Source organism: Corynebacterium mustelae (assembly GCF_001020985.1).
Taxonomy (GTDB): domain Bacteria; phylum Actinomycetota; class Actinomycetes; order Mycobacteriales; family Mycobacteriaceae; genus Corynebacterium; species Corynebacterium mustelae.
In genome coordinates this window covers 2,945,926-2,963,516 of the sequence record NZ_CP011542.1, presented here as the reverse complement: position 1 = coordinate 2,963,516, position 17,591 = coordinate 2,945,926, and the positions used below count along the sequence as shown (strand labels likewise).

Annotated in this window: 20 protein-coding genes; 15 read left to right on the top strand and 5 right to left on the bottom strand. The window is 54.4% G+C overall.

Features of this window, described 5'->3' with window-relative positions; translation table 11 throughout:
• Window position 1: 1 nt before the first annotated feature.
• From CMUST_RS13240 to CMUST_RS13225, 4 genes are all read right to left on the bottom strand, one after another.
• The gene (locus CMUST_RS13240; RefSeq protein ID WP_083987761.1) at window positions 2–454 is read right to left on the bottom strand and encodes a MarR family winged helix-turn-helix transcriptional regulator; all 453 of its coding nucleotides are present in this window, start codon (window positions 452–454) and stop codon (window positions 2–4) included.
• 175 nt (window positions 455–629) lie between these two features.
• The gene (locus CMUST_RS16840; protein ID WP_158408235.1) at window positions 630–776 is read right to left on the bottom strand and encodes a hypothetical protein; all 147 of its coding nucleotides are present in this window, start codon (window positions 774–776) and stop codon (window positions 630–632) included.
• Window positions 777–1,277: 501 nt separating this feature from the next.
• Window positions 1,278–1,565 carry a rhodanese-like domain-containing protein gene (locus CMUST_RS13230; RefSeq protein WP_047262904.1) on the bottom strand — a complete coding sequence of 96 codons (288 nt, stop codon included), beginning with the start codon at window positions 1,563–1,565 and terminating at the stop codon, window positions 1,278–1,280.
• A gap of 51 nt (window positions 1,566–1,616) precedes the next feature.
• Window positions 1,617–2,087, bottom strand: coding sequence for an inorganic diphosphatase (locus tag CMUST_RS13225; protein ID WP_047262903.1), 471 nt, complete (start codon window positions 2,085–2,087; stop codon window positions 1,617–1,619).
• 79 nt (window positions 2,088–2,166) lie between these two features.
• Here CMUST_RS13225 and dacB point away from each other — a divergent pair, with 79 nt between their 5' ends.
• The 13 genes from dacB (at window position 2,167) to CMUST_RS13155 (ending at window position 14,295) form a co-directional block, all read left to right on the top strand.
• On the top strand, window positions 2,167–3,420 hold the full coding sequence (dacB, locus tag CMUST_RS13220; RefSeq protein WP_047262902.1) for a D-alanyl-D-alanine carboxypeptidase/D-alanyl-D-alanine endopeptidase: 1,254 nt from the start codon (window positions 2,167–2,169) through the stop codon (window positions 3,418–3,420).
• On the top strand, window positions 3,417–4,310 hold the full coding sequence (tilS, locus tag CMUST_RS13215; protein WP_047262901.1) for a tRNA lysidine(34) synthetase TilS: 894 nt from the start codon (window positions 3,417–3,419) through the stop codon (window positions 4,308–4,310). Before dacB ends, tilS begins: the two co-directional genes overlap by 4 nt.
• 420 nt (window positions 4,311–4,730) lie before the next feature.
• A complete protein-coding gene (locus tag CMUST_RS13205; protein WP_052844778.1) occupies window positions 4,731–5,771 on the top strand; it encodes a hypothetical protein in 1,041 nt (346 codons plus the stop codon).
• Between the two features lie 217 nt (window positions 5,772–5,988).
• The gene (gene hpt, locus CMUST_RS13200; RefSeq protein ID WP_201779249.1) at window positions 5,989–6,576 is read left to right on the top strand and encodes a hypoxanthine phosphoribosyltransferase; all 588 of its coding nucleotides are present in this window, start codon (window positions 5,989–5,991) and stop codon (window positions 6,574–6,576) included.
• Window positions 6,577–6,727: 151 nt separating this feature from the next.
• Complete coding sequence (gene ftsH, locus CMUST_RS13195) at window positions 6,728–9,112, top strand: ATP-dependent zinc metalloprotease FtsH (RefSeq protein WP_083987586.1); 2,385 nt, start codon at window positions 6,728–6,730, stop codon at window positions 9,110–9,112.
• Window positions 9,112–9,681 carry a GTP cyclohydrolase I FolE gene (folE, locus tag CMUST_RS13190; RefSeq protein ID WP_047262898.1) on the top strand — a complete coding sequence of 190 codons (570 nt, stop codon included), beginning with the start codon at window positions 9,112–9,114 and terminating at the stop codon, window positions 9,679–9,681. The genes ftsH and folE overlap by 1 nt, the downstream gene beginning before the upstream one ends.
• Before the next feature lie 3 nt (window positions 9,682–9,684).
• On the top strand, window positions 9,685–10,485 hold the full coding sequence (gene folP, locus CMUST_RS13185; protein WP_047262897.1) for a dihydropteroate synthase: 801 nt from the start codon (window positions 9,685–9,687) through the stop codon (window positions 10,483–10,485).
• Between the two features lie 8 nt (window positions 10,486–10,493).
• Complete coding sequence (folB, locus tag CMUST_RS13180) at window positions 10,494–10,865, top strand: dihydroneopterin aldolase (protein ID WP_047262896.1); 372 nt, start codon at window positions 10,494–10,496, stop codon at window positions 10,863–10,865.
• The gene (folK, locus tag CMUST_RS13175) at window positions 10,865–11,347 is read left to right on the top strand and encodes a 2-amino-4-hydroxy-6-hydroxymethyldihydropteridine diphosphokinase (protein ID WP_047263657.1); all 483 of its coding nucleotides are present in this window, start codon (window positions 10,865–10,867) and stop codon (window positions 11,345–11,347) included. The genes folB and folK overlap by 1 nt, the downstream gene beginning before the upstream one ends.
• On the top strand, window positions 11,344–11,811 hold the full coding sequence (locus CMUST_RS13170) for a DUF3180 domain-containing protein (protein ID WP_047262895.1): 468 nt from the start codon (window positions 11,344–11,346) through the stop codon (window positions 11,809–11,811). Before folK ends, CMUST_RS13170 begins: the two co-directional genes overlap by 4 nt.
• A gap of 10 nt (window positions 11,812–11,821) precedes the next feature.
• A complete protein-coding gene (locus CMUST_RS13165; RefSeq protein ID WP_047262894.1) occupies window positions 11,822–12,853 on the top strand; it encodes a DUF6779 domain-containing protein in 1,032 nt (343 codons plus the stop codon).
• Between the two features lie 5 nt (window positions 12,854–12,858).
• On the top strand, window positions 12,859–13,485 hold the full coding sequence (locus tag CMUST_RS13160; protein WP_047262893.1) for a hypothetical protein: 627 nt from the start codon (window positions 12,859–12,861) through the stop codon (window positions 13,483–13,485).
• The gene (locus tag CMUST_RS13155) at window positions 13,486–14,295 is read left to right on the top strand and encodes a pantoate--beta-alanine ligase (protein WP_236690123.1); all 810 of its coding nucleotides are present in this window, start codon (window positions 13,486–13,488) and stop codon (window positions 14,293–14,295) included. It begins immediately after the preceding gene.
• A gap of 220 nt (window positions 14,296–14,515) precedes the next feature.
• On the opposite strand, the gene CMUST_RS13150 is transcribed toward CMUST_RS13155, so the two are convergent.
• The gene (locus CMUST_RS13150; RefSeq protein WP_047262892.1) at window positions 14,516–15,409 is read right to left on the bottom strand and encodes a carbohydrate kinase family protein; all 894 of its coding nucleotides are present in this window, start codon (window positions 15,407–15,409) and stop codon (window positions 14,516–14,518) included.
• A gap of 91 nt (window positions 15,410–15,500) precedes the next feature.
• Here CMUST_RS13150 and lysS point away from each other — a divergent pair, with 91 nt between their 5' ends.
• Window positions 15,501–17,075: a lysine--tRNA ligase gene (gene lysS, locus CMUST_RS13145; protein ID WP_047263655.1), complete on the top strand. Its 1,575-nt coding sequence runs from the start codon at window positions 15,501–15,503 to the stop codon at window positions 17,073–17,075.
• Window positions 17,076–17,078: 3 nt separating this feature from the next.
• Window positions 17,079–17,513, top strand: a complete 435-nt coding sequence (locus tag CMUST_RS16975) for a hypothetical protein (protein ID WP_201779206.1) — start codon at window positions 17,079–17,081, stop codon at window positions 17,511–17,513.
• Window positions 17,514–17,591 lie beyond the last annotated feature (78 nt).

Genomic DNA, 17,591 nt, shown 5'->3' with positions numbered 1-17,591 from the left:
GTTAAACGGAGTCCGAAACCTCAGCCTCAATGATTGCCTGTGCAAGCTTGCGCAAATGCTTCAACTGTTTATGGGTAGATTCGTATAAAGCAGAATCCTCGGCTTCGCTCACCAACTCACTCAACTCCGCCTGCATTTTTCGCCCTTTTTTCGATGCCCGCACAATCTGCCGACGCCTATCCTTAGGGTCTCGTTCCCGTTTCACCCACCCCTTTTTCTCAAGAGCATCGATAAAACGCACCATGTCAGAGGCATCAATGGCCAACAATTCGCACAGTGCCGACTGGCTGGTTGCGTCAGTATTCATCAAACAACTCAAGACCCAGTACTCGCGCAAGGAAACCTTCAACGGGGCCAATTGTGCCTCTACTGCGTCTCGAGTACGACGACGCAACCGCTCCAACTGAAAAGAAGGGGACTCAAGTAACTCAGTTGGAATCTCAAACACCGACATGCACACCATCTTAGGCCACCACCTAACCCAAATGGGAACGCTTTGATGGGGTGTAGGTTTCGGGTCAGGGTAAGGGCTACGTCGGGTAAAACATGTTGAAACCAGCCTTGAATTGCAAAAACCTCGGAAAACTGAGTTGTTTTCCGAGGCAGAAACTGAAATTTTAGACAGTAAATCAAATGATCGTCTGCATGGATGCAGCAGAAACCGCAGCGGTCGCCTGAGCACAGGTTACCGGGCCGTCGCCTTGGCTATCATTGGTGGACTGGCCGAACAATGTAGACAAGAAACCAAACGGATTGCGGGCAATGCCAAAATGCATGAGAGGAATGCTCCTAAAATATCGTGTGATCAGGAAAGCATCCGGCGCCAGTCACCGCTCGACATTACAGAGGGGCAGTGAAGCTGCTCCGGAGCCGTGACCCACTATGCTCCTTAGAAAACAAAAATGCAACCAAAGAAAACCACATAAATCCACATTTGGTGTGCGAGTGGAATGGCTGGGCAAACCGAGGTTAATAAATTGCGGCAGCGCCTTTAAAAACGAGCATATATTCTGGTTTTATTCAGTAGATCTGAATAATTATGCAATCCAGGCGCGAGACTGTGTGGTGAAGCTGGCTAGGTTTTTGGTTTGTGATTTTGCACAAGCCTTTAGAGCATGGGGGTTTGGGTGCTATGCGAAACCAGATTTCTCCAGGGGGCTGTGTGGCTCAGGTCCTGTGTGCTGCGTTTGTGGCGTGGGTGGGTGCTGTAGGGGCGTCGAAAAGCAAGGATCGCAGCACACAGGTGGGCGCGCGATCCCCTCAAGGTGGCTGAAGGATTACTCGGTGGGGAGCCCTGCTGCGATCCAAGCTCCGGTACCACCTGCAACATTGATGACGGGCAGGCCAGTTTCTGCCAGATACTCGGCTACCCGCATGCTGCGCCCACCTGCCTGACAGATGAGGTATATGTCACGGTCTCCGTCTAGTTCGGAAACGCGTTCTGCGATGGTGCTCATGGGGATATTGACGGCCCCTGCGGCATGCCTGGCTGCAAATTCGTCCGTTTCACGGACATCAATGAGTTGGGCGTCTGCGGGGACTTCGGTTACTTGTACTTCGCGCATGGTGTTGAGTATAGAAAAACCTCCAGCGGTGTGTGCTGGAGGTGGAAAGATTTATGTGTTGTGGCGCTCGATTGCTTCGGCGAAAATCTTTTCTGCCTCGGCTTTGTCTGCCCAACCGGAGCCGATTACTTCCTTGTTTGGCTCTAAGTCTTTGTAGTGGACGAAGAAGTGCTCGATTTCGTCACGGAGTTGTTCGGAAACGTCTGTGAGGTCTTGCAGGTGTGCCCAGCGTGGGTCGTCGACTACGCACAGGAGTTTGTCGTCGCCGCCAGCTTCGTCAGTCATCTTGAATACACCAAGAGGGCGTGCCTTCACGATGACGCCGGGGAACACTGGTTCCGGCAGGATCACAAGGGCGTCCAGCGGGTCGCCGTCTTCGCCGAGGGTGTGGTCGATGAAGCCGTAGTCCAATGGGTATGCCATAGGGGTGAACAGGTAGCGGTCGAGGTAAACTTTGCCGGTTTCGTGGTCGACTTCGTACTTGTTGCGTGAGCCCTTAGGGATCTCAATGGTGACTTCCATTCTTTCTCCTTGAAAGTTGTGCGGGGGTTTCTAACTCGGGTTATTCTACCTTGTTTAGTGGCTGGGTTAGGGTAGTGGGGTGAAGAATGCGAAATGGTGGGTAGCAACGGCCGCCGCAACCGTTACGGTTGTGGCTACAGTTACAGCTGGGATTGTGGTTACGCAGGTTAATCAGCTGTATTACGATCCGGCGCCACCGCTTATCGACGCCCCCCAACCGTTCACCCCACTCACCCCAGCCAGGGACGTTTCGCTCGCTGCCCTTCAACCTATGCTTGACGACGCCCGGCTTGGCCGCGCCAGCATCGACATCCGTGACCTCGCCACCGGAGAAGTTGTGCTTTCTCGGGACCCTAACGCGGCACTGTTGCCTGCTTCAACAACCAAAACTCTTACCGCGGCGGCCGCGTTGCTTACACTGGATCCCGCCGACCGCATCATTACAGAAGTGAAACAGCAAGGGGAAGACACCGCCGTTATCATTGCTGCTGGCGATGTTTGGATGACGGAGAAAACCATCAGTGATCTGGCACAGCAGATTTCCGCGAAGCTGCCTAACGTCAAAAACATTCTCATTGATACCTCCATCTGGACTGCCCCCAGTTTCCTGGAAACATGGGACCGGCGAGACATCGATGGCGGTTTCGTTGCCCCATTGGAGCCTGCGATGATCCATGGCGGTAGGCTAGGTGGTGATTCTGGGGACTTACCTAGATCGCATGCCCCAGCACTCGATGTGGCTAAAGCTGTCGCTGGAGAACTGGGCGTGCCCACCTATGGTTACACCACTTTTTCAGGAGATAAGGAAACTGCCCCCACCCTCGCAACTGTGCAATCCCCGCCGCTTAGGGATCGGCTGGAAGCAATGATGGAGGAGTCAGATAACGTTATGGCCGAAGCGATCGGGCGGGAATTATCAGGTTCCGATCCTGCGGGGGAAACCATGCGTATCCTGGCAGAACGCTTCACGGTAGCTGAAGATATCGTGGTCAAAGATAACTCTGGACTTTCGACAGACAACCGGATTTCGGCCGGACTGCTCAATTCCGTCATCACCGCAGCTGGCACAGACAATAAACTAGCGCCGCTGTTTACAACCTTGCCTGTGGCAGGCGGCTCCGGCACCCTCATTGATCGCTATCTGGATAAAGCAGGTAGGGGATATGTACGGGCAAAAACTGGAACCCTCACTGACACAGCAGCGCTCGCCGGAACCATCGCTGCGGAGTCTGGGCACACCTACAGCTTCGCCATTATCTGCAATGACAGTCCAGTCCTACCAGCACGCGCCGCCATGGACGAATTAACCAGCGCAATCCGAACAGCCCCATGAAACGAAAACCGTTTTGGCCTGACCGAAGCCCCGCCTTCTTAAAAATCCGGCAGGCCATCCGCGAATTTCCAGGAGACCCAGCCATCGGACTATCGGGCGGGGCGGACTCATTGGCACTGGTCGCAGCCGCATGCGCTGAAGGGCGTGACGTCCTAGCTATCTGCATTGACCATGGGTTGCAATCCGAATCCGCAGACATTGCTGCGAAGGCAGCACAGCAAGCCCAAGCGATGGGGGCGGCGTCGAAAAGCATTGCGGTTACAGTTCCGCCGGGAAACGTTGAGGCGCAGGCGCGGCAGGTGCGCTACGATGCCCTGCTCGCCGAAGCGGGGACCCGTCCGCTATGGGTCGCGCACACCATGGACGACCAGGCGGAAACCTACATACTCGGTAGTTTGCGTGGCCGGGCGATCGGCATGGCAGAGCATAGCCACGTGGTGCGGCCGTTGCTTGGGGTGCGGCGAGCAGACACCCGTACTGCCTGTGTAGAGCTGGGGCTACACCCGTGGGATGACCCCATGAATACTGACCCCAGCTTCAAGCGGGTTCGCATACGCCATGAATTATTGCCACTTCTTGCCGATATCCACGGTGGTGACCCGGTGCCCGCGCTAGCCGCAGCCGCAGCACTTGCCCGAGATGATGCTGCGGTGTTAGATGCTATGCCCGGAAGCATAACCTGTGCCGAGCTGGTCGCGATGCCCATTGCGCTTCGGCGACGCAGTTATATGGCGATGCTACGATCGGCAGGCTGCGATGCGGGGTTTAAGCAATTGCAAGCCATCGACGCGTTGGTTACCAACTGGCACGGGCAAGGGGCCGTGGCGGTTGAAGGGGGGCAAGTGTTGCGGGCTGCGGGCAAACTTGAGGTCCGCACGGGATCCAGCTAGCCCGGCTGTGGTTGTGTTGCACTGAATGCTGTGTGCTGCGGTGGGGCGGGGTGGTGTGGCGTGTCGGGTGCCGTTGTGCGCGGAAACGCAGCACAGTCCCCGCAGGTTCTGTGCTGCGTTTTGTGCTTTTCGATGCCAGGTGAACGGCCATTCAGGCATGAAACGCAGCACTCACTTAGCGTTTGGTTGCTAGTAGTTTCGCCAATTTGCTCTGTGCTGCGATCCGTGCTTTTCGACGCGCGCTGGCCGCCTGATTTTGTTGCGAATGCAGCACACGCAAGACAGGGCAGGGAAGTATCTGAAAGTGAGCTGCCCCGAATGGGGTTAATTTACCCATGAATTTTAGTTTTCCCATTGTGTAGTAAGGCTGTTTTGTGGAAGATGGATTTTATTAGAACAAATGAGCCAATAGGGGTTGGAATGAGCGGTCAATGCTGGGTGGTACCTGGTGATAGGAAAGTGCAACTATTGAGATTGCCGGACTCGGGAAAAGCAAGAAATGATGCACTAGCTGATTTGGCTTGGGCCAAGGAATATGTGCGATTGACACCGCGGATTTTCACTCGGCGAGATGTTTTTAGTGGATTGCGGTGGTGGGAGCGTCGAAAAGCGCAGGTGTTTGCAGTTGGTTACGGGTTGCGGACAGCGGTTCTATGTGGTTTGGCGGCGGCTGAAGTGCACGGTTTGCCCACACTTAATTTAGGACGGATTGCCACAATTGACCTGTGCTTGCCGGAAGCTCGGAGGCCACCGAGTCGGAGAAAATGGCGAAAAAATATCCGATATAGGGATCGACTGCTGCCGCAGGATGAAATCGAAACTGTGCACGGATTGCGTGTGACGAGTGTGCCCCGAACCTTTGTTGATATTTTGCTGTGGCATGGCGAATTGGAAGCCTTGGCGTTTATCGAAAGCGCATTGGTGCGTCGAGTGCTTGGGCCCGGCAATGCCACAGCGGCTGCTTTGAAGCGATATTTGCTTGCCCGCCGAGGGCGTCCGGGAGTTGGTAGGGCGCTGAAATTGCTTGCTCTAGCCGTAGACTCTGCAGAGAGCGTGTGGGAAACATTCGCACGATGGATTCTGGTGCAGTCGGCTCGGGAATTGGGGATTCGGCGGATTGATGTCCAAGCTGTGGTCTATACCCGTTCAGAATATGGCGAGTTGCAGAAACGACGAATTGATCTACTCATTGACGGTTGGCTTCAGGTGGAAATTGATGGAGATATGAAATACGACCCGGAGCATTTGCAAGCGCAGGGGCGTGGTCTGGTGGACGTACTTCAGGATGAGCGGCTTAGGCAGATTCAAATCGCAAACCAGGGGTATCACCCCTTGCGCTTATCGCCACGTGAACTGGCAGATGGCTTAATTCCGATGGTCTCTCGCCTTCTGCAGTTGAACCCGAACCGAAAGTCGCCAGGAAAACATGTGGTTCCGATATCGGAAAAGTTAGCTGCGTAAGCTTTTGTTCGTGCGCGGTGGCAGGCAGCGGGTTTCGATCAAGAATATCGATAGTTTTGAGTAGGAGCTTTACTGAAGGTTGGTAAAGCTTTGATAAACATGGCAGACTTTTGGGTATTGCGTGCGTTTTGCGCTGTTGTTTTTCTTAAAGATCAACACCAATTAGTTTCGCTGGTTATCAAACTTCTCCGAGAGGACGCTTTCGATCGTGACCGAGATGCATTCAGCTAAAGATTTTAATGTTCCGCCTCATCGATATGGCGACGACGTCGAAGCGGTTTTGATTGGGGAGGACCTGCTTCGTTCTCGTATCCAGGAAATGGCAGACAAGATATCTCAACGCTACCAAGACGCAGCGGATGACCTCATTCTGGTTTGTGTATTGAAGGGTGCGGTGTTCTTCATTACCGATTTTGCTCGTGCGTTGAGCATTCCGTCGCAAGTCGAATTTATGGCGGTTTCTTCTTACGGCAATGCAACGACTTCATCTGGTGTGGTGCGGATTCTTAAAGATTTGGACCGCGATATTGAGGGTCGTGATGTATTGATTGTCGAAGACATCATTGATTCTGGCTTGACACTTAGCTGGTTGGTGCGGAATTTGAAGAACCGGAAGCCTAAATCACTTGAGGTTGTTACCTTGTTGCGTAAGCCGGAAGCTGTCACCGCAAAGGTTGATTTGCTGGATATTGGTTTTGATATTCCTAATGAGTTTGTGATCGGCTATGGGCTTGATTACGCGGAGCGGTATCGGGATTTGCCATATGTTGGAACGCTACACCCTAATGTATATTCAGACGCGTAGCTTTAATTCCGTTCCGATGTCCCCGTTTGCTTTGAGGTCATGTTTTATGCGTGGGAACCTCGGCGCGGGGTTTTGTCGTTAGTTAAGTGTTGATTTCATTAGTGACTAGTATGAGGCCACGGGGTTGTACTGGGCCCCAAGGTGTGTGAACGTGAAGAATAATAAGATCATTCAAATTGCGGCGATTACAGCGATCGTCTTGATTTCCCTCTACCTGATTTCGTTGTTTGGCTCCTCAACCCGGGGCTTTGTCAAGGTAGAAACATCTGTGGCAATTACCCAGTTAGAGAAGAACAACGTTGCGGAAGCCAATATTGACGATCGCGAGCAACGATTGCGTCTGAAGCTCAAATCCGGAATTGAGCATGAGGGCAAAAAAGACGTAAAAGAAATCATGGCACAGTATCCGGCGCGAACTTCGCCGGAGATTTTTGCCAAGGTTTCTGAGTCGAAAACCGATAAGTTCACAACCAATGTCACGCAAGATAATTTCTTGATGCAGATGTTGGGTTATATCCTGCCGATGTTGATTGTGTTTGGTTTGATCATGTGGATGTTCAGCCGAATGCAAGGCGGCGGCATGGGGGTCTTTGGTTTTGCAGGTTCAAAGGCCAAAGAACTAACCAAGGATATGCCTACCAACACCTTTGCAGATGTTGCTGGTGCCGACGAAGCTGTCGACGAACTACAGGAGATTAAAGACTTTCTGCAAGACCCGACGCGCTACGAAGCGTTGGGGGCGAAGATTCCGCGTGGTGTTCTTTTATACGGACCCCCAGGTACGGGTAAGACTCTTTTGGCTCGCGCGGTTGCGGGCGAAGCAGGCGTTCCGTTTTATTCCATATCCGGCTCGGATTTTGTGGAAATGTTTGTCGGTGTAGGCGCGTCGCGGGTGCGCGACCTGTTTAAGCAAGCGCGGGAAAACTCTCCTTGCATTATCTTTGTCGATGAAATCGATGCGGTGGGGCGCCAGCGCGGGTCCGGCATGGGCGGCGGCCATGATGAACGTGAACAGACCCTAAACCAATTGCTGGTTGAGATGGATGGTTTTGGTGATCGAGAAGGCGTGATCCTTATGGCTGCCACTAACCGCCCCGATATTCTTGACCAAGCGTTGTTGCGGCCTGGCCGGTTCGACCGGCAGATTCCGGTTACAAACCCGGATTTGAAAGGGCGTGAACAAATTCTTGAAGTGCATGCAAAGGGGAAGCCATTCGCCAAAGACGCAGACCTGAAGGCCTTGGCGCGTCGTACTGCGGGAATGTCTGGCGCAGATTTAGCCAATGTGCTCAATGAGGCAGCATTGCTGACTGCGCGTATCGGTGGCAACGTCATCACCGCTGATGCTTTAGAAGAGGCAACCGATCGCGTCATTGGAGGACCGCGACGTTCCAGTAAGGTTATTTCCGAGAAGGAAAAGAAGGTCACCGCTTACCATGAGGGCGGTCATACGTTGGCCGCGTGGGCGCTAAAGAACATAGAGCGAGTATATAAGGTGACCATTTTGGCGCGCGGTAAAACCGGTGGCCATGCGATGACAGCGCAAGAAGACGACAAAGGGATGTACAACCGGGATGAGTTGTTTGCCCGGTTGGTCTTCGCCATGGGTGGTCGTGCAGCCGAGGAATTGGTTTTTGGTGAACCGACTACTGGCGCATCGGCGGATATTGAGATGGCTACCAAGATCGCGAAAGCAATGTTGGTGGAATACGGGATGAGCCCATCGCTAGGCATGGTGAAATATGGCGATGAACAGGGTGATCCTTTCTCCGGTCGGCCTGGTCAAGGGTCGTTGGAATATTCGCCAGAAACGGCGGCGCAGATCGATCGCGAGATGAAATACTTGATGGATAAGGCGCACACTGAGGCGTACAACATTCTTGCCGAGTATCGCGATTATTTAGATTTGTTGGCGGAGAAACTTTTGGAAAAAGAGACTCTGCGGCGACCAGATTTAGAGGCGCTTTTCGACGGAATTACGCCGCGTGAGGTTGGGGAAGTCTTCCCCGATGAGGACGTACGGTTCCCACGTCAGGCTGGCCGGGAGCCGGTGAAAACCCCAACTGAACTTGCAATTGAGCGCGGCGAAGAACCACCAAAACCATTTTCGCTATTGGAGGCGTCGAAAGCTGCTCGGGCAAAGCGTGCTGAGGAACTAGCGGCAGGTCAGATGGCTGTGCCACAGCCGACCCCACCAACTGCAGCTCAATCGGCACCGCAATCTGGCCCGCAGGACGCCTCCCAGGCTGCACCAGGTGCAGTGGGCCCTAATCCGAAGGCCTATCCAACGGAAATGGTGCCGGTGGTTCCAAGCGATCCCGATCAGGAACAAACCCGCTATGCTGGCACCCCTCCGCCGGCTGGGTGGACTGTGCCAGGCGATAAAGCAACAAATCCTTATGCAAGCCAAACCACACCGCAACCACAACCGCAGCCGGTAGCTCCGACGGAAGAAATCGGGTTCCGGTTGCCGGAGAATGAGCGCACGGAAAACCCGTGGAATGATGAACAGTCGAAAGACGAGGAGAAGAACTAATGGGTTCTTTCGACCAGGCCCGCGCGGAGGCGGCTGTTCGGGAATTGTTATTAGCTGTGGGAGAGGACCCGGATCGTGAGGGGTTGCGGGAGACTCCTGCACGGGTTGCGCGTGCGTATGCGGAAATATTTGCTGGTTTACACTCCGACCCGACTGAGGTTTTGAATAAAACCTTCAACGAGGATCACCGGGAATTGGTACTGGTTAAGGACATCCCGATCTATTCCACTTGCGAACACCACTTGGTGCCATTCTTCGGTAAGGCACATATCGGGTATATTCCTGGTGCCTCCGGAAAGGTGACTGGACTAAGTAAATTGGCCCGGTTGGTTGATTTGTTTGCTAAACGTCCGCAGGTGCAAGAGCGGCTGACCTCACAGGTGGCTGATGCATTGGTGGACAAATTAGAGGCCCACTCGGTAATCGTGGTTATCGAATGCGAGCATTTGTGTATGGCCATGCGGGGAATCAGGAAACCGGGGGCGTCGACCACAACGTCGGCCGTGCGCGGCGGTTTCAAACGGGATGCGGCTTCCCGGGCTGAAGCCCTGAGTCTTATCTGGGGATAGCACATGTTTGACACTCATGGTCGTACTCAAGTGATGGGCATCGTCAACGTCACTTCTGATTCGTTTTCCGATGGTGGGAAATTCATAGATTTTGACGCCGCGATCAGTCATGCCCACAGCTTGATTGACCATGGTGCGGACATTATCGATGTTGGTGGGGAATCTACTCGACCAGGTGCGGTACGGGTACCGGAGGAGATTGAAAAGCGTCGGGTGCTGCCGGTGATTTCCGAACTGGCTAACGAGGGAATCACCACGTCAGTTGATACGATGCGTGCGTCGGTGGCTGAGGCATGCGTGGCGGCAGGCGTGTCGATGATCAACGATGTTTCTGGCGGTGCCGCGGACCCGCGCATGCTTAAGGTGATGGCGGAATCTCAGATTCCGGTGTGCCTTATGCACTGGCAGACGGATCGGTTTGGTGACGCCGCTGGTGCCCACCATGGTGTGCACGTGGTGGAAGAGGTGACAGCGAAGCTGCATTCTCTTATTGATTCTGCGCTGGAGGCTGGGGTGAACCCCAGCCAAATCTGTCTTGATCCGGGCTTAGGTTTTGCCAAGACTGCTGCTAATAACTGGGCGCTGCTGCATGGTTTAGATAGGTTGGCCGATATTGGTTTTCCGCTGCTGGTTGGGGCGTCGCGAAAGCGATTCTTGGCTGAATTGGGCCCTCAGGTGGACATAGCTACAGCAGCAGTAACGGCAATCGTGGCGGCTCAAGGGGTGTGGGGGGTTCGAGTGCACGATGTGGTTAGTTCACGCTCGGCAGTTGACGTCGCAGCGCGAATTAGACGAGGGGAGTAATCGGTACTATGGCGGATCGCATTGAGCTTTCTGGGTTGAAGGCCTATGGGTATCATGGGGTTTTCCCCGAAGAGAAACGAGTCGGTCAAGAGTTTCAGGTGGATGTGACCTGTTGGCTTGATTTTTCGTTGGCTGCCGAGACAGATGATTTGGCAACCACGATCAATTACGCGGAATTGGCGCAGATTGCGCATGACGTGGTTACCGGGCCTAGCTGTGATTTGATTGAACGTGTGGCCGGGCTTATTGCTGATGAGATTATGGCGACGTTTGACCAACTTTTTGCGGTCGAAGTGACGGTGCACAAACCACACGCGCCGATTCCGATGGAGTTTTCGGATGTTGCAGTGGTTGCGCGCAGGTCTAGGGGGAGGTCATGATTCGGGCAGTATTATCGATCGGTTCGAATATGGACGATCGCTACGAGCTTCTGCAAACAGTTTTTGACGAATTTGCAGGTGAAATTGTTGCACGGTCACCAGTTTTTTCCACACCGCCGTGGGGCGTGACAGATCAGGATGAGTTTCTCAACGCCGTGGTGATTGTTGAAGTTGATCAAAGCCCGATGGAATTGCTACGGCGTGGACAGCGGCTTGAAGAAGCTGCTGAGCGAGTGCGAATCAAACGGTGGGGTCCGCGGACGCTTGATGTCGATGTTGTGCAAGTTATTGATGAGTCTGGTCATGAGGTGCTTTGCGACGACCCGATGTTGCTGTTGCCACACCCGTGGGCCCATCACCGGGCATTTGTTTTGGTTCCGTGGTTGGCTGCCGACCCGGATGCGCAGCTTTTGGGGACGCCGGTTGCTAGGATCGTCGAAAAGCTTGATCGATCTGATGTGGAGGCGGTGGTTGCCGTATGAAACCTACATCTGTGACTGCATTGGTCGGCACGTGGGGTTTGTTCGCAGCCGCCACGCTGATCATTGTCCAGCAGTTTTATTCCTTGATGACTGCGGTTCCCGCCTCTGTGGCTATTACATTGTGGGCAATGGCCGGATTATGCGTGTTGTTGGCCTGGACAGTTCGTGGCAAAATTTCGGACAATCGAATCGGTTTTGATCGGTCGCAACTTGAGCCGACCAAAGTTGCTTACTTTCTGGTTATCGGCAAAACCTCAGCGTGGACTGGCGCCATTTTTGCGGGCATCTATACGGGTATGGCTGTCTATGTGATTCCCCGGATGTCATTTCTGCTATCGGCTGGTGAGGATGGTCCCCGCGTCATTGCCGCAGGTTTAGGCGGCGTTGCGTTGTCGGCAGCCGGATTGTGGTTAGAACGCAGTTGCACCGCTCCGCCTCCCCAAGATGGAGAAGCTGTCGGGTAATTTGGTATGCATGAGTGTGCTTCCACCAGAAACTAACGACGGTAATGCCGCATCCCGCGACAGGGGGCAGGTGCTCCTCATTGTGCTTGTCGTGCTCGCGATCGGTGCCAGCATCACCACCATGGTAACCGGGAACGTTAGCGTATTAAAACTCGGCATGTTAGCGGCCCTATGGGCGGCCGCGATTGGTGCCGTTTTAACATACCGCTACCGAAATGAACTGGGCAAACAGCGCGAAATGCATGAGGCGGAATTGTATCAAGTCCAATTGGAATTTGATGCTGAACAGTCCGCTCGTGAACTGGAAATGGAACAACGAATTACCGAGCGGACGGCCGCCGCATCAGCCGAATCCGCCGCAACCTTAGCCGAGATCAAACAACAGTTGGAGCAGTTACGTGCTCAATTAGAAGATCTGCGGGGATATTCACTAGAAGAACCGACGATGATTCGCGCGGAGGCCCGACGCATCCGTGAAATCGAGACCACTATCAATCCCCAGCCATCCCGGTTCGCAACTGATTTTAAAGAAACCCCGATGACCGCAACGTCGGTTTCTAGCACTGGTGAAATGCCAATTGTTGGGCCAGCAGTCGGCTACGTGCCGGAACCTACACCGGTGAAGCATTACAGTGAATTTCCGGTAGGCGCGCGAATCACCCCACCTGAACCGGAGCCTGAACCGGAGCCAATTCCTAGTCCGCAACCGGAGCCCATTATCGCTCCGCCTCTGCCGCCACGGTTTGAATCCACGGTTGAGCCGAAGCCAGAACCGTCTAGCGGAACCCAAGATTTGGAATTTTCAGTCCCTCAATTTCGGGATCTGTACGGTTCAATGGGCACCACGTCCACAGAACCTGCTGGGCGTCGACGCAACCCTGCGGAAGAACCAGCCCCAAGCCAGGGCTTCGAATCGCACGGTTCGCATCGAAAACCGGAAACCCCGCAGTCTGATGAGGCAGAAAGCCCGCGTAGGCGGCGGCGTCGTGATGAGAACTCCGCGTCGGTAAGCGTTGCGGATCTGCTGAAGCGGCAGCACTAACAGTTATGAACGAATCACCTCCCACACTTAATATCGTCGCGCTTGGGTCCGGCGATTTTGTCACCCAATTGCGGGCTTCGCGGCACCAGATGTGCACCATAAAAGCAATCGACTCGGCTGATATGGTGGTCATTGATTCGGCTGTCGCCACCGAAGTAACCACCTATCTTGACAGGGTTCTCAACCACGCTCGACCTGGGTTAATGGTCGTTGTAGTCAGCCTTTCGCACGACCTAGCCAGTCTGGCTGCCCTGAACGCAGCAGGCTGCATGACGGCACTAGCATTGTGGAATGGGGACAAAAACTGGGCAGTGATCAGCGACGATGAGATTATGGCCGTTGTTTTGGAATTGTTAGCCTCCGAACTGCACGTGGGATTTCGTTCCATACCAGCAGCGCAACAAGCCACGTATGTTGCGGGAGTACTCCTAAAACATCTGTCACAATACGTGGCGGCTCATGCGGTGAGATTGCAATCTGAGTCTGCCCCGATGCCCGAACCAATTCCTGCGTTTCTGCTTGATGAGCAGGTTGTCGCACGTAGCCTCGGTACCTTAGCGGATTCTGATTTATCGGCGGTTTTAGCTGCTATGGTCAATGTTGCGCACAATCCCCACCCGAAAGAGAACTAAGTGAGTTTTGAATTTGGCCAGGCACTTGAAGTGACTGACGCCGCTAGGATCGCAATGATCGCGCGGGTTTTCCGTGGCAAAGGCCGACCAGTAGTTTTGGTGCCGCTGCAAACCCACTTCCACGCGGGGCACGCCGCATTACTACGTGCCGCTCGCCGCATACCTGGTGCAGTCACCATCGTGGCGGCGCACCCCAGCATTGATCGCCGCATGCTTGTCGACGCCCACATTGACGCCGTGTTCCGCTACACCGACGAAACACTGTGGCCCAATGGTAAACGCACCACGATCGCAGTGGCTGATCGGGGTATGCTCCCACCTGCCCATTTATCTGCCGATGCAACCCGGATCCTTGCGCTTATTAATGCAGTGGGGTGTAGCGACGTGATTCTTGGCGAAAACAACTACGAATTGCTCGTTACCGTGCAGCATGCGATCACAGACCTACATTTTCCGACAACCGTTCACTCCGTACCAACGGTACGCATGCCTGGCGGTGTTGCAGTATCCGCTAAGAATCTGGATATTCCTGCATCCTCGCAGGAACAATTGCTCGCGCTATCGGCAGCGTTGACCGCAGGTGCGCACGCAAGCGAACACGGCACAGGTGCAGTATTAGCGGCCGTCCGCTCTGTTCTATCTGCCGCAAATTTGACAGCTGATTACATTGAATTATTCGCTCCGACACTAGCCCCCGCACCCGAAACTGGCGACGCCCGCCTTTTCGCCGCAGTGACCATCAATGGGCAGCAATTTCATGACAGTGTCGGACTACCACTGGGAATCGGCTTCAAAAACCTTGAGGCATAAGAACCTGTGTGCTGCGTTGCGTGGTGGTGTAGGTTGTGGCACGCCGGTTGAAAAGTGGGAACGCAGCACACGGTAAGGTGTGGGGTTGCGCTGCGTGGTGTGTGCTGCGTTGTGTGGTGGTGTAGGTTGTGGCACGCCGGTTGAAAAGGTGGGAACGCAGCACACGGGTATGGGCGTGGGGTTGCGCTGCGTGGGGCGTCGAAAAGCGAAAGGTGACTGGTTAGATTAATTCGTTACGCCGTGGTGGGTTTGCACCATACCGGGTACAGTTGATGGCTGCAGCTTTTGCCGCATAGGCAGCAATGTCATGCCACTGGGCTAGGGTGAAACGCGCAGCTTGTTCACGCACATTTTTACCGCCACAGAGTCGGTGGATCTCGGCTATCACACACCCCATGACCGTGTCGCCAGCTCCGATGGTGTCAGCAACAGTGATGGCGGGTGTTGATGCCATTACAGTTTCTCCACCAACAATTACTTCAATTCCAGCCCCGCCCCGAGTAATCATTTTGATGGGCGCGGAAGGGCTGTGTAAAAATTCGTCCTCTTCATCGGAAAGCTTGAGCAAATCAACATCGTGAAGAAGCGAGTATATGAAATCCCGGTGGGCGTCGGTGGCGTAAAACGGACGAATATTAGGGTCAAGTGCGATGAAAGTTCCGTTCGCGGAGAGCGTATGCAACAACGACGCGAGGCGAGACGCACCGGGCTCAAGTGCAAGGGAAACCGTACCAAAGCACGCGATATCAGTTGCAATTTCAGCTGGCGGATCGACGAAGCGGTCGGCTGTTCCTTCCAAATAGAAGGTATACTCCGCGCTGCCGTCTAGATTGCGTGACGTGACGGCCAATGTGGTGGGCTCGTCGCCACGTTGAATGAGGGAGGTGCCAACCCCCTCGGCTTGCAACGCGTCTACCAGGGTCGCGCCGAAATTATCGCGGGACAATCTGGAGAGCAGCTGGGTAGGTGCGTCCTGGCGGGCGGCAGCGATAGCAACGTTGAAAGGGCCGCCGCCGAGCGCGGGGCTTAGTGGGGACAATCTGCAGTCGGTGCTGCCTGCGCCTTCCGACATGGGGACTAAATCAACCAAACCTTCTCCGCAGACTGTAATCATATTTACAAGTTTAGTTAGCTTTGGTGGTTTCCAAGCCGTAACCGATAAAAAGTTTCGACTATCCAGGCGTGGTGCACTAATGTCTAATGGCGTGACTGACGCAAAGCAAACCAAAACCCCAGACGTACCCGAACAGCTACGGATTCGCCGCGAAAAGCGCGATAAGCTGCTAAACTCCGGGCGCGAAGCATACCCAGTGACTGTGGACCGCACCACTTCTATCGCTGATTTGCGTCAGAAATTCCAGGTTATTGCTGAAGGCGAACAGCCGGGTAGCGAACCTGGCGTTACGTACCTGCGGGCCGGTGACGAAACATCAGTCGAGGTTGCGATCGCAGGTCGGGTCCTCTTTATGCGTAACACCGGAAAGCTGTGCTTTGCTGCTATTCAAGAAGGAAACGGCACCCAGATTCAGGCAATGTTGTCGCTGGCAGTTGTTGGTGAAGAATTACTGACTTCCTGGAAAGCGGATGTCGACTTAGGCGATATTGTGTCGGTACGCGGCAAGGTTATTGCGTCTAAACGGGGCGAGTTGTCCATTTTGGTCAGCACTTGGCACATGGCGGCCAAGGCGATCCGGCCGTTGCCGGTTGCGTTTGCCGATATGAGCGAAGATACCCGGGTGCGGCACCGCTACACGGATCTAATTATGCGGGAAAAGGCCCGCGAAAATGCGTTGACCCGCATCAAAGTCATGCGGGCGCTGCGTAACTACCTGGAATCCCAAGGGTTTTTGGAAGTGGAAACCCCTATGCTGCAAACCTTGCACGGCGGCGCGGCTGCGCGGCCGTTTATGACTCACTCCAATGCGCTCGACATTGACTTGTATCTGCGTATCGCGCCGGAGCTGTACCTCAAGCGCTGCGTCGTGGGCGGCATGGAGCGTGTTTTCGAGGTCAACCGCAATTTCCGAAACGAGGGTGTCGATTCCTCCCACTCGCCGGAGTTCGCCATGCTGGAAACCTACCAGGCGTGGGGAACGTACGACGACGGCGCTGAGCTGATGAAGAATCTGGTGCAGTCCGTTGCAATGGAAGTGTTTGGTTCCACCACCGTCACGCTTGCCGACGGCACCGAGTACGACCTGGGTGGCGAGTGGCAGAGTATCGAAATGTATCCGTCTCTCAACGAAGCGTTGCAACGGAAATTCCCTGGCCAGCCGGAAGTGACCATCCATTCCACGGTGGAAGAACTCAAGGCAATAGCCGAGGTTATTGGGCTTGCAGTTCCCGCCAAGGGCGGCTGGGGGCATGGAAAGCTGGTCGAAGAAATCTGGGAAACACTGTGCGAAGACCAACTACATGGCCCTATCTTCGTGCGTAACTTCCCGGTGGAAACCTCCCCGTTGACCCGCCAGCACCGCAGCGAACCGGGCGTGACTGAAAAATGGGACCTCTATGTGCGCGGTTTCGAGCTGGCAACCGGCTACTCGGAACTCATTGACCCGGTGATCCAGCGGGAGCGCTTTGAGGACCAAGCACGGCTGGCCGCCGGCGGCGACGATGAGGCGATGGTTTTGGATGAAGATTTCCTCGCAGCCATGGAACAGGGCATGCCACCTACCGCAGGCTGCGGCATGGGCATCGACCGGTTGCTGATGGCCTTGACCGGGTTGGGTATCCGCGAAACCGTTCTTTTCCCAATGGTGAAGCCAGAACAAAAATAGTTGGTGAGCTCGGTGTGGGTGAAGGTGGTTTTTCATTCTGGTGTCCGCAAAACCCCACCCGAGTTTTGGAACTACCGACCTCACTTGGTGGTGGGAACCGAATACCTCGGAGTTGAATTCAGCGACGGAGGATGCCCGCAGTTCGATCAAGAATTTTTGACTGAGACGCATCCGATGTACCCGGTGGATTACTCTGAACTAATCCCAGGGGCGGTTTTCTCCATCATGGAGGGTGCGAAAAAAGTCGGCTCGGGTGTTGTGGTAGACGAAAATCAATGGGTACACGACTTGATTGCTGAGGCAACCACATTGGCTGACTGGGAGTACCTTATCAAATGCGTTCGAGAAGAAGCACCGCACATGGTGTCGGCTGCGCTTGATGGCATGGCAGAATTTTGTCGAGTCACCGGCAATCTTGATGCGTTGCCCGTTACCTAATCCGCAAGCATTTGTGCGCCTTGCTGTGTGCTGCGTTTGTGCAATCCCCTCGGCGTGTCGCGGGCCGGATTTTGAGGT

What these genes read in the sequence shown, in the direction of transcription:
- CMUST_RS13240 (WP_083987761.1), bottom strand. Translation starts at nt 454, where the DNA reads ATGTCGGTGTTTGAGATTCCAACTGAGTTACTTGAGTCCCCTTCTTTT.
- CMUST_RS13225 (WP_047262903.1), bottom strand. Translation starts at nt 2,087, where the DNA reads ATGGAAGTCACCATTGAGATCCCTAAGGGCTCACGCAACAAGTACGAA.
- CMUST_RS13150 (WP_047262892.1), bottom strand. Translation starts at nt 15,409, where the DNA reads ATGATTACAGTCTGCGGAGAAGGTTTGGTTGATTTAGTCCCCATGTCG.
- hpt (WP_201779249.1), top strand. Translation starts at nt 5,989, where the DNA reads ATGCATTCAGCTAAAGATTTTAATGTTCCGCCTCATCGATATGGCGAC.
- CMUST_RS13160 (WP_047262893.1), top strand. Translation starts at nt 12,859, where the DNA reads ATGAACGAATCACCTCCCACACTTAATATCGTCGCGCTTGGGTCCGGC.
- CMUST_RS13170 (WP_047262895.1), top strand. Translation starts at nt 11,344, where the DNA reads ATGAAACCTACATCTGTGACTGCATTGGTCGGCACGTGGGGTTTGTTC.
- CMUST_RS13205 (WP_052844778.1), top strand. Translation starts at nt 4,731, where the DNA reads ATGAGCGGTCAATGCTGGGTGGTACCTGGTGATAGGAAAGTGCAACTA.
- CMUST_RS13165 (WP_047262894.1), top strand. Translation starts at nt 11,822, where the DNA reads ATGAGTGTGCTTCCACCAGAAACTAACGACGGTAATGCCGCATCCCGC.
- folP (WP_047262897.1), top strand. Translation starts at nt 9,685, where the DNA reads ATGTTTGACACTCATGGTCGTACTCAAGTGATGGGCATCGTCAACGTC.
- folB (WP_047262896.1), top strand. Translation starts at nt 10,494, where the DNA reads ATGGCGGATCGCATTGAGCTTTCTGGGTTGAAGGCCTATGGGTATCAT.
- CMUST_RS13230 (WP_047262904.1), bottom strand. Translation starts at nt 1,565, where the DNA reads ATGCGCGAAGTACAAGTAACCGAAGTCCCCGCAGACGCCCAACTCATT.
- CMUST_RS16840 (WP_158408235.1), bottom strand. Translation starts at nt 776, where the DNA reads ATGCATTTTGGCATTGCCCGCAATCCGTTTGGTTTCTTGTCTACATTG.
- tilS (WP_047262901.1), top strand. Translation starts at nt 3,417, where the DNA reads ATGAAACGAAAACCGTTTTGGCCTGACCGAAGCCCCGCCTTCTTAAAA.
- folE (WP_047262898.1), top strand. Translation starts at nt 9,112, where the DNA reads ATGGGTTCTTTCGACCAGGCCCGCGCGGAGGCGGCTGTTCGGGAATTG.